Origin of the sequence: Bacillus sp. V26, from assembly GCF_034296245.1 — a bacterium.
Classification (GTDB): domain Bacteria; phylum Bacillota; class Bacilli; order Bacillales; family Bacillaceae; genus Bacillus; species Bacillus halotolerans.
The window spans coordinates 1,151,689-1,164,565 of sequence record NZ_JAXKQF010000001.1 but is presented as its reverse complement, the minus strand read 5'-3'; the positions used below and the strand labels follow the sequence as shown (position 1 = coordinate 1,164,565).

The 12,877-nt window shown below is 45.9% G+C and carries 1 protein-coding gene; it reads left to right on the top strand.

The features are described 5' to 3' along the window. Window positions 1-15 precede the first annotated feature (15 nt). Window positions 16-12,816, top strand: coding sequence for an SDR family NAD(P)-dependent oxidoreductase (locus UJ203_RS06055; RefSeq protein WP_322009118.1), 12,801 nt, complete (start codon window positions 16-18; stop codon window positions 12,814-12,816). The last annotated feature ends 61 nt before the right edge of the window (window positions 12,817-12,877 follow it).

Here is a 12,877-nt window from a genome sequence, read left to right as displayed (position 1 = left end):
GAGAGGAGTGGGAACATGATAACTGAACAACTGCGCATCTCATTAAATAATCCTATCATGTGCAATCACAAGGTATATGGACAAGCGTTATTACCCGGCCTTGCTTATATAGATCTGATTTATCAAGTATTCCAAGAACATGGTTACGCTTATCAAGAGCTAGAACTGAAAAATCTGACCATTTTTTATCCTTTGATCGCGGAAGCATCATATGACATTGCCCTGACAATCCAAGTGTCTGAAAGCAAAAAAGGGACATGGTCCATCTTCATTGAAGGGCAAAAACAGCATGGAGAGTCGTTATCAGGTCATAGACGATATGCTTCGGCTGAGATGCATCATAAAGCACCAGCTGCTTTCACGGAAAAGATTGACCTTCATCAATGGAAAAAAGCGGCCGGACGAATTCTGAATTTGGACGACATCTATGATCAATGCCGCCGTCAAGAATTAGTGCATACAGGCATGATGAAAGCAGAAGGACAGATATATGAAACAAAAGAGGCCGCTTTGATTGATGTATCTGTCGGACAAGAAGCATTGCTTCATTCTGAGGCTTTTATGTTTCATCCGGCGCTCATCGACGGCAGCGGTTTAGGGTCAAGCGGCTTGCTCTCAAGTGTAAATAAAAACGAACAGACTGTGTATCTGCCTTTGTTTTTCGAATCCTTTACAGCTTCGGAGCCATTACAAAAAGAATGTGCGGCGCGCATTCAGGCTTCCTCCGTGCGCCAGAAAAACGAGCTTACTTATATGACCATTGAATATTTTAATTCTTCTGGACAAAAAATAGCCGAACTTAAAAACTTCGCAAGCAAGTCTGTCCGGGATGCGAAGGCCTTTCAGCCTGAAAAAGAAATCGATCAGCTCCAGGAAGAGAGAGTGGTAAAAGAAACTTCTGTCTCTCATGACGCTGGCCGGAAATACAATGCGTTTGAAAGGTTACTGCGTCAGTTGCTGGCTGAACAGCTTGAAAAACCGGCAGAACAAATGGATATTCACGCCGGGTACTATGAGCTTGGGTTAGATTCGCCATCCTTGCTTGAAATTGTTCAGGCGATAGGATCTCATGTTGGAGAAGATCTCTCTCCCACTTTGCTGTTTGAATATACAACGATTGCAGAATTATCAGCGCATTTGGCTGAAAACTATTTGTTTGGAGAGGCGGACGATGCTGTCCGCCAGTCTCCTGCATCACTGCCGGAGTCTTTAGATGCTCCTTCTTCCCCGCAAAAAAAAGCGGAGGACATTGCGATCATTGGGATGGCAGGCCGTTATCCTAAGGCGAAAAACATACAAGAATTTTGGGAAAATCTTAAGGCTGGAACAGACTGCATCAGTGAAATTCCGAAATCACGGTGGGAATGGAAGGAATTCGATGAACTGACAACACCTTCAGGAAAGCCCTTTTCAAAATGGGGCGGGTTCATTGAGGATGCCGATTGCTTTGATCCGCAATTCTTCAGAATTTCTCCCAGAGAAGCAGAAACCATGGATCCTCAAGAACGCTTATTTTTAGAGACATGCTGGGAAGCCATTGAAGATGCAGGTTATACGCCTGAGACAATTGCTGCACAGCGAGGCGCTAATAAAAGACGGCATGTCGGCGTCTTTGCCGGTGTCATGCATAAGGACTATTCCCTTATAGGTGCTGAAGCTTTATCCGAACAAAATCCATTTCCTTTGTCCCTGAACTATGCGCAAATCGCCAATAGAGTGTCTTACTACTGTAATTTCCATGGGCCGAGCATGGCGGTGGACACGGTCTGCTCATCCTCTTTGACTGCCATTCACTTGGCGATAGAAAGCATCCGGAATGGGGAATGTGGGGCTGCGATAGCAGGGGGTGTCAATTTATCTCTGCATCCGGCTAAATATATCAGCTATGGCAGTGTGGGGATGCACTCGAGCGACGGCTATTGTCATACATTCGGCGAAGGGGGTGACGGATACGTTTCTGGAGAAGGGGTTGGAACGGTATTATTAAAGCCTCTGCGAAAAGCTGAACAGGATGGTGACCGGATTTATGCCGTCATCAAAGGAAGTGCCATTAATCATGTAGGCAAAGTCAGCGGCATTACGGTTCCGAGCCCTATAGCGCAAGCCGATGTTATAGAAACTTGCTTAGAAAAAACAGGAATCGATCCGCGTACGGTCGGCTATGTGGAAGCGCATGGCACCGGCACCTCTTTAGGAGACCCAATTGAAATTCAAGGATTGGTGAAGGCTTTCAGCCGAAATACGCAGGATCAGCAATTTTGTTCGATCGGTTCTGTGAAATCAAATATTGGCCATGCTGAATCTGCAGCCGGCATCAGCGGGTTAACGAAGACCGTTCTGCAGCTGTATTATAAAACGCTGGTCCCATCCCTACACTCAGAAGAGCTGAATCCTTATTTGGAGCTGGATCAATCACCGTTTTTTGTTCAGCGCGAAGCAAAGAAATGGGAGCAACCGGCATTGACAGAAAACGGAATGGAGATTAAGTATCCCCGCCGTGCCGGTGTCAGTTCGTTTGGAGCGTCAGGGTCCAATGCGCATATCATTTTGGAAGAATACATCCCGGCAGAGAACGACTCAGCTTCTGTTTCGGTGAAATATGAAGAGGCAATTATTCCCTTGTCGGCGAGAAATATAGACAGGCTGCAAGCATACGCCGGCAAACTCATTGAGTTTCTTCACGAGGAGATTAATCTTTTTGAGCTTGCTTATACACTGCAGGCAGGACGGGTGGAAATGGAGGAGCGGGCAGCCTTCATCGCGAAAGACATAAAGGATCTAATTCATCAACTTCAAGCATTTGTAAAAGGTGAAGAAGCCGATCGCTGCTGGACCGGACAGGCCAAAGAGGGCCAAGGGTTTACCGGGGCAAAAGCGGGAGATTTGAAGAACATCGCGGAATCATGGGTTCAAGGAAAACAGGTCAACTGGGATGAACTCTACGGCGCTCGCAAGCCGCTTAAAATAAGTGTTCCAACCTACCCGTTTGCAAAAGAACGCTACTGGATACCGGCACCTGAGACGAAAATCAGCGGCAGAACAACGAATTCTGCATTACATCCGCTACTGCATAGGAATACGTCAGACTTTTCTGAGCAGCGCTTTAGCTCTAGCTTCACAGGCAAGGAATTTTTTCTATCAGATCATGTTGTGCAGGGACAGAAAATCCTGCCGGGTGTTGCCTATTTAGAAATGGCAAGGGAAGCAGCGGAAAAAGCAGCGGGTGATCTGGAAGATGGACAAAGAATTGTGTCGCTCAGAGACATCGTCTGGATTCGTCCTATCGCGATTGAAAGTGAACCAAAAGAGATACATATTGGCCTTTATCCTGAGGAGAGCGGAGAGATCAGCTATGAGATTTACAGCAAAGATGAAAACCAGATGATACACAGCCAAGGGACTGCAATCCTAGGGGCTGAACCGGACATTCCTGTTTTAGATATTAAAGCGCTGCAGGCGGAATGCAGTCTGGACACAGTGACATCAGAGCAATGCTATGCGGCGTTTCGGAAGATAGGGCTTGACTATGGAGAGGGCTATCAAGGGATTAAAAAAGTGCTTACCGGACACGAACAATTGCTTGCAAAAATCTCCTTACCCGCTTTTTTGGAAGACGGTAAGAAGCAATTCATGCTCCATCCGAGTTTGATGGATGCCGCTTTCCATGCATCGATTGGTTTTATCGTTAGCTCAGTCAATACAGATGCTCAAGTCCATAAGCTGTCTCTGCCGTTTGCAATGCAGGAACTTAACATTCTTGCCCCTTGCCCTTCTGAAATGTGGTCTTATATTAGATTCAGTTCAGACAGTAAGGCAGAGGACAAAATCAGAAAGTATGATATTGATCTATGCGATGAAGACGGGAATGTCTGTGTGCAAATGAAGGGGGCTTCCATTAGAGCGCTGGAAGGAGAACCTCAATCTCCGGAAGCAATAGCAGCGGGATCTTCATCGATAGGACATACGATGATGGTTCCTGTCTGGGAACCAGTGTCTCCAAATGCGGAGAGCGGTGTCTCGGCTGCCGGTGGACAAGCCGTTTTATTAGGGGGTACTGAGCACGAACAGAAGTTAATGAAACAATACTATCCTCAGGCTGTGGTTTTGGATATCCAGCTGGCAGATCACATGGAATCGATAGTGAACAAGCTGCAAGCGTGCGGCAGCATTGACCATGTACTGTGGATTGCCCCGCTACACTCAGAGCAGATGTTTATTGAAGAACAGGAAGAAAACGTTCTTCACGTATTTAAGCTTGTGAAAGCACTTCTTCAATTAGGCTATGGCGGGGAAAAGCTGGAATGGTCCATTGTCACCGTCCAAGCGCAGCCGATTACTCAGCATGAAGCTGTCAATCCTGCTCATGCTAGCATTCATGGACTCATTGGCACAATGGCTAAGGAATATCCGCATTGGAAGATCCGACTGATTGACCTTGAAGAAGGCTGCACTTGGCCGATCAAACAGATGTTTACACTCCCTGCAGACCGTCTTGGGCACGCGTGGGCCTATCGGAATTACCAATGGCATCAGCAGCAATTGATTCCCTATCAGCAATCCCCGTCAAATGATACATTATATCGAACCGGCGGAGTGTATGTGGTTATTGGAGGAGCTGGGTACATCGGAGAGGCGTGGAGTGAGTATGTGATCCGCCGCTATCAGGCGCAGATCATTTGGATTGGACGCAGTCAAATCAATGATGCCATCCAGGCAAAATTAAACCGTCTCTCGGCACTTGGACCTGCGCCTTACTATATTGCAGCCGATGCTGCGGATATGCATTCATTGCAGCAGGCTTATGAACAAGTGAAAAAACGCCATCCTCATATTCATGGGATCGTTCATTCTGCAATGGTTTTATTTGAACAAAGCCTGGAAAATATGACGCTCGAAGAATTCAGAACTGGATTGGCGGCAAAGGTGGATGTAAGTGTTCATATGGCCCAAGTATTTCAGCAGGAGGATTTGGATTTTGTTCTATTTTTCTCTTCGCTAGTGTCCCATATCAAAAATGTGAAGCAAAGCCATTATGCCTCAGGCTGTGCGTTTGCAGATGCATTTGCTTACCGGCTGTCCCAAAGCTGGAGTTGTCCCGTTAACGTCATGAATTGGGGATATTGGGGGAACAGGGAAGCGGCCGAAGATGAAAATTATGTACAGCTCATGAATCAAATTGGCTTAGGCTTAATTGAACCTGAGGAAGGGATGAGAGCGTTAGAAGCCCTGCTTTCAGGGCCTGTCAGCCAAACGGCTTTCATTCATACGACTAAACCTGTTGCAGTCGAAGGCGTGAATCAGAAGGAATTCATCACGCTTTACCCGCAGCAGCCTTCGATAGACGCCGAAAGCCTGAAGAGACGCCTGCCGGAAACACGGAAAATAAAAAGAGTAACACACGAGGAGCTGGACGCTCTCCTTTACAGACTTCTGTTAGCGCAGCTGCAGACGGCCGGGCTGTTTGATGGTCATACATTATCGGTTGAACGTCTTCAACGAAACAACAATACTCGTGAGTTTTATGAAAAATGGCTCCAGCAAAGCAGCGAATTCCTTCTGCAGCAAGACTACCTTAAAAAAGATGGAGATTCTTTGGTGAGGAAGGACAAGGCAGAGGATATAGACATGCTTTGGAATGAATGGGATGCAAAAAAATCAGAATGGCTCCAAGACAGCAACACAAAAGCGATGGTTGTATTAGCTGAGGCCATGCTGAAAGCATTACCGGATATCCTGACAGGGAAGGTGCCTGCGACGGATATCATGTTCCCTCATTCGTCAATGGAATTGGTGGAAGGTATTTACAAGCATAACCAAGTTGCAGACTACTTCAATACAGTGCTCGCTGATACGTTAACAGCTTACGTAGATGAACGGCTGAAACAGGACCCTAAAACCTCCATTCGCATTATGGAGATAGGCGCAGGTACTGGCGGCACGAGTGCCGGAATCTTTCAAAAACTGAAAACCTATCAAGATCATATAGGAGAATATTGTTATACAGATCTTTCAAAGGCGTTTTTGCTGCATGCAGAAAAAGAGTATGGGGCGGAAAACCCTTACCTGACATATCAGCTATTTGACGTAGAAAAACCGATCGATCAGCAGGAAATCGAGGCAGGCGGCTATGACGTTGTAATTGCCGCTAATGTCCTTCACGCGACAAAAAATATTCGCCAAACGCTGCGGCATGCAAAAGCTGTCATGAAGCACAACGGATTGCTGTTACTAAATGAAATGGCGGGAAACAGCTTGTTTCCACACATCACCTTCGGACTGTTGGAAGGCTGGTGGCTGTATGAAGATCCTGCGCTGCGAATTCCCGGCTGTCCTGGTCTATATCCAAACAAATGGAAAGAGGCCTTAGAAAGCGAAGGATTTGAATCCGTGTTCTTCCCGGCAGAAGCAGCACATGACCTCAGTCACCAGATCATCGCAGCCTCAAGCAACGGAGTGGTGCGCCGTATGGCTATGGATATGGCGCCTCCTGCAGAAAAGGATTTTTCTTCAGCGAGGAAGGAGCCGGCATCTGTCCAAAACGTAGCTTCAGAGATAGGCGGATCATCAAATGATGCCGTCTTGATAGAAAAAAGCACCGAGTATATGAAAAAACTAATCGGACAAACATTGAAAATCCCTGCAAGTAAAATTGATTCATCTGAACAGCTTGAAAAGTATGGCATCGATTCCATTGTCGTTGTTCAGCTCACGAATACATTGCGTAAGGAACTGGACCATGTGAGCAGCACTTTATTTTTTGAGTATCAGACAATAGACGCGTTAGTGGAACACTTAATCAAAACGAAAAAAGAAGCACTTTTGAGACTGACAGGCCTTGACCGTCAAGTGCAAAATGACAAGCCGGTAGCAATCAATAACAAATCTTCTCAGAAGGCTGGGCAGGCGCCTGACACAACCCGGCGCTATCGTAAGCTTGGCCGCAGCCGCGGGAAAGAAGCATCATCACTGGCACAAGCACCGGTCAGCCGTGATGTTGCCATTATCGGCATATCCGGGCGTTATCCTCAGGCGGAGACAGCAGAAGAATTTTGGAACAATCTAAAAGAAGGAAGAAATTGTATAGAGGTAATCCCGAAAGACCGCTGGGATTGGAAAGCTTATTACGATAAAGAAAAAGGAAAAGAAGGCTCGATTTATACAAAATGGGGCGGATTTATCAAAGGTATGGATACTTTTGATCCTTTATTCTTTCAAATTTCTCCGCTAGAAGCAGAAAGAATGGACCCTCAGGAGCGATTATTCCTGCAAACCGCCTATGCGAGTATTGAAGATGCGGGATACACGCCAGACTCGCTCTGCTCAAGCAGAAAAGTCGGCGTCTTTGCCGGAGTAATGAACAAAAATTATCCTACTGGCTACGGCTATTGGTCCATTGCCAACAGGGTATCCTATTTGCTGAATTTCCAAGGCCCGAGCCTTGCTGTTGACACAGCATGTTCGTCTTCTCTGACAGCGATCCATTTGGCGTTAGAAAGCATTTACAGCGGATCAAGTGAGTGCGCCATTGCCGGCGGCGTCAATTTAGTTGTCGACCCTGTTCACTATCAGAACTTATCTGTCATGAACATGCTCTCTGAAACTGACAAATGTAAATCATTCGGTGATAACGCAGATGGGTTTGTTGACGGAGAAGGAGTGGGGGCCGTCATTTTAAAGCCTTTGCAAAAAGCAATAGAAGACGGTGACCATATATATGGGGTGATAAAGGCCAGCTCCATTAACAGCGGAGGCAAAACCAACGGATATACGGTTCCAAATCCGAATGCCCAAGCCAAGCTGATTAAAGAAGCCATTCAGCATGCCAATATCCCAGCCAGAACGATCAGTTATCTGGAGGCACACGGAACAGGCACTGCCTTAGGAGATCCGATTGAGATTGCTGGATTAACAAAAGCGTTTGAGGAAGATACACAAGAAAGACAGTTCTGTGCGATCGGCTCCAGCAAATCCAATATTGGTCATTGTGAAAGTGCAGCCGGCATCGCCGGTTTGACAAAAATACTGTTTCAGTTTAGATACGGTCAAATCGCACCATCATTGCATGCTGAGCGTTTGAATCCAAATATTGAATTCAGTCAAACTCCGTTTATCGTTCAGCAAAAGCTTGGTGAATGGAAGCGGCCGATCATTGACGGTCGGGAAGTGCCAAGACGCGCCGGATTAAGCAGTTTTGGCGCCGGCGGGTCAAATGCCCATCTGATCTTAGAAGAATATATTCCGAAAACCGGGGCACAAACACCTCAAGCTCATCCTCCTGCTCTGATCGTGCTGTCAGCGAAAAACAGTGAACGGCTTCAAGAAAGAGCGGAGCAGCTGCTCACTGCCGTTCGCGAAAAAAGGTACAGTGAATCAGATCTGGTCCGGATTGCCTTTACGCTGCAAACAGGCCGTGAAGCAATGGAGGAAAGGCTTGGCTTTATTGCCGAATCAATAGAAGATCTAGAGAGCAAGCTGCAAGATTTTATAGAAATGAAAGCAGAGGATCTGTATCTGGATCGTATCGACGATAATAAACAAGCATTAGCGCTCTTATCAGCTGATGAAGATACGGAGAAGATGATAGACGCCTGGATGAGCAAAGGGAAATTTACGAAATTACTGGATCTTTGGGTGAAGGGCTTGTCTTTTGACTGGACAAAGCTGTACGGAGCTCATAAGCCGATCCGAATCAGCCTGCCGACATATCCATTTGCGAAGGAACATTACTGGGCATCAGGTGTTGAAAAGAGAACAACGTCCTTTGAAAACAATATAGAACACCAAGAGCAAGAAGACTTCGAGGTGATGACCTTTAAAGAAGTATGGAAAGAACAGCAGGTGTCTCTCACATCGAAAAGCTTCACAACTCTCGTCTGTTTTCTGACTGACAGAGACAAGCAACAAGCATTTGCTTCAGCTGTGAAAAGCTTTGATTCAGAGACCAAGGTCATATTTGTTTCTCAAGGCGAAACGTACGGCAAACAGTCTCAATACTCTTATCAAATTGTACGGAAGGATCCCAGCACTTTTGAAAAAGCCTTCCGTAGGATTCAGGAAGAACATGGAGAACCGGATGCAATCCTCTATTTATGGGCGACGGAGGATTCAAGCTATAGTCAGGATTATTCCTGTGCAGTCTATTTATTGCAAGCTATGGCGGCCGCGAAGCTTCAACCTGCCCGTGTGTTATTGGCTGGATGTTTTGAAAATGGTCTTGACCGAAGTTATCTGGAATCATGGATAGGATTTGAACGTTCACTCGGGCTAGTCCTTCCGAATACGAAAGTGACAGGAATCTTTCAGGATGCTGATCAAATCCCAAAAGAATCAATGGATGATTGGACAAGTAAGATCTGGACGGAATTACAGGCTTCAACTGAACAAACCGTCTTGTATCAGAATGAGAAACGTTATGTATGTCAGATTGAACAGACAACGTTACAGTCAGGCAACAGCAAATTGAAGTCCGGGGGAACTTACCTGATTACAGGCGGGTTAGGAGGGCTCGGTTATTTATTCGCCAAGCATTTGGCTAAAAACTATGCCGCGAACATCATTCTGACAGGACGAACGCCTATCAATAAAGAAAAACAAAAGCAGCTAAAAGCATTGAAGGATTTAGGCGGCGAAGCCATGTATGCAGAGGCGGATGTGTGTGATCCGATCGCAATGGGAGACTGCGTGAAACGCGGAAAAGACCGGTACGGCACCATCCATGGTGTCATTCATGCCGCCGGTATCGAGAGCGGGGCCTCTATTTTTGAAAAAGAGATGGATAGCTTCAAGCGCATTATTGAACCGAAAATCAATGGAACGATCGCGCTTGACGAGTGGTTTAAAAAAGAAACCCTGGATTTTATTTGTTACTTCTCTTCGTCTTCTGCTATTTTAGGAGACTTTGGTTTTTGTGATTATGCGGTAGGGAATCGGTTCCAAATGGCTTATGCACATTACAGAAACGAGCTTCATCGCGGCAATACGTTTGTTATCAACTGGCCTGTTTGGAAGGACGGCGGGATGACAATCGGGAATGCCAAAACTACCGAGATGTACCTGAAGTCAAGCGGTCAGCGCTTCTTAGAAGCGGAAGAAGGCATACGTATGTTTGAACACATTTTGTCTCAGCAGGATGCGCAGCATCTTATCATAGCCGGTCAGCCAAGCCGGGTCCGCCGCTTTTTAGGAATGACTGAACGTGCCGTTCCAGAACCGGACATGATAGCCCCGCCTGCACAAGAAACATCGGGCGGGATGAAGAACCTAAGCGTTGAAAAACGTTTGGAAATGGATTTGAAAACGCATATTCACACCTTGCTTAAGATCTCAAAAGACAAGCTAGACTTGAATAAGAACTGGGCCGACTTTGGATTTGATTCCATCTACTTGGCTAAATTCTCGAACGTGTTAACTGACTATTACAAAGTCGAGATAACGCCTGCTTTATTTTTTGGCTATTCGACTTTAAAAGAATTGATCCGCTTCTTTTTAACGGATCATAAAGGCCTGATCGAGGAATTTTACCGGGGTGATGCATCTGATACTCAGAATCAGGCTGAAGCTGAAGTGCCGGTTTCTGCAGCACTCCAATCAGAAAACAGCCATAGAAGCGGCAGGCAGCTTTACACAGAGCCTATCGCCATTATCGGAATGAGCGGCAGGTTTCCTCAAGCTGAATCGGTTCATGAATTGTGGAACAATCTGAAAAACGGAAAAAAATGCATTTCAGAAATTCCGAAAGACCGCTGGGACTGGCGTGAAGTCAAAGGACATCCAGAGAAAGCAGAAGTGCCGAGATGGGGCGCATTTTTGAAAGACATAGACCGATTTGATCCGCTGTTTTTCCACATATCGCCTAAAGAAGCCGAAAGTATGGACCCGCGCCAGCGACTGTTTCTTGAAGAAGCATGGCATACATTTGAGGACGCAGGATATATGGGAAACCGGATTAAAGGAAAGTCCTGCGGCGTTTATGTGGGTGTGGAAGAAGGAGAATATGCCCACTTAACCGATGATACGGATTACATTACCGGCACTCAAAACGCCACATTGGCTGCGCGAATTGCATATGCATTAGATTTAAAAGGACCTAATATGGCGTTGACGGCAGCATGTTCCTCAGGACTTGTAGCCATTCATCAGGCTTGCGCAGCCTTGCGTCAGGGAGACTGTGAAATGGCTTTAGCCGGAGGCGTCAGTCTGAATATTTCTCAAATGTCTTATGAGGCGTTGACAAAGGCAGAAATGCTTTCTCCAGATGGACAATGCAAAGTGTTTGACCAGGATGCCAATGGGCTTGTGCCTGGTGAAGCGGTAGCAGCTGTTCTGCTGAAACCATTATCAAAGGCAATTGAAGATCAAGATCACATTTATGGATGTATAAAAGCAAGCGGCGTGAATTATGACGGCAAAACCAATGGAATGACAGCTCCCAATCCTTTTAGCCAGGCGGAATTAATAGAAAGCATTTATGACAAATATCAGATCAATCCGCTGGATATTCAATATGTGATGGCGCACAGCACTGGATCAAATCTGGGAGATCCGCTTGAAGTACAGGCATTGACGGGTGCGTTCAGCAAATATACGAAACAGAAGCAATTCTGCACCATCGGCTCGATTAAATCATTAATCGGACACACATTTGCAGCTTCCGGTGTGGTTGCTTTGGTCAGTATGCTGATGGCTATAAAAAATCAAACCATTCCTGCTACCCATGAATGTGAATCGAGCAATCCCTATATTCAGTTTGCAGAAAGCCCTTTTGTGCTTCACAAAGAGAACCAGCCATGGATCAGAAAAAATCATAATCCGAGGATGGGGACAATCAGCACAACGGGCATCAGCGGTACGAATGCGCATGCAGTAATTGAAGAATACATTCCGGATGAGCAGGCATCCGCGCATCAAGAGCCAACCGAATGTCCGCAAGTTATCGTGCTTTCTGCTCAGAATGAGGATCGGCTTCACGATGCTGTTCTGCAAATGCTTGAGTATGCAGAGCAGAATGACAACCTTTCATTATCTGATGTTGCGTATACACTCCAGGTTGGAAGAAAAGCAATGGAAACAAGACTGGCGATCGTAGTGAATAATCAGGAACAACTGGTGCGAAAATTGAAGGAATTTGCAGAAGCGGTGAAGAATGGTGAATCATTCGGCCAATTTACATCCTTTTATACAGGGAATGCGGAAGACATTTCAGAAGAACGAGATGAAACATCTCTGAAAACGGTCGTCATAGAAAAAGATTTTAAAAAGATAGCAGATTGGTGGACGAAAGGAAATCATATTTCTTGGGAACTGCTCCATGAAGATAATAATGTCCGTATCGTTCCGTTACCTGGTTATCCATTTGCAAAGGAACGCTATTGGATCTCAACAGATAAGAATATTAGGCCATCGTCACAAGTCGCCCGAAGTGAGACTGACGAGTCCAATGAAGAGAAACACATTCAAGACATCATCGTACAATTTCTGGAACGAGAGCTGAGCCTGTCACGGAATCAAATCAGTTTCAAAAGAAACGTTCAAGAATACGGGATGGATTCAATTCTTGGCCGAAAGCTGATGCGTCATTTAGAAAAGACCATTCAGATCAAGCTGACCGGCCGGGAGCTTCTTGAATTCCAGACAATCCAAGCGCTTTCTGCTTATGTGGCTTTAAAAGCTGAAGGAAAAAACCGAAGCGCGGAGGCCCTGCCGCAAAATCAAACCAACAGCCTGTACACTGACGAGCAAATCATCGGTTTGATGCAAGAGGTGGCGCAAGGGAAATTGGATTTTAAGAGTGTGCAAAACATCATAGAAGGGAGTTAATCGTATGAACCATAAAGAAATTCTCGATGCCTACAGATCAGGAGAATTAACGATTACTGAG

What these genes read in the sequence shown, in the direction of transcription:
- UJ203_RS06055 (WP_322009118.1), top strand. Translation starts at nt 16, where the DNA reads ATGATAACTGAACAACTGCGCATCTCATTAAATAATCCTATCATGTGC.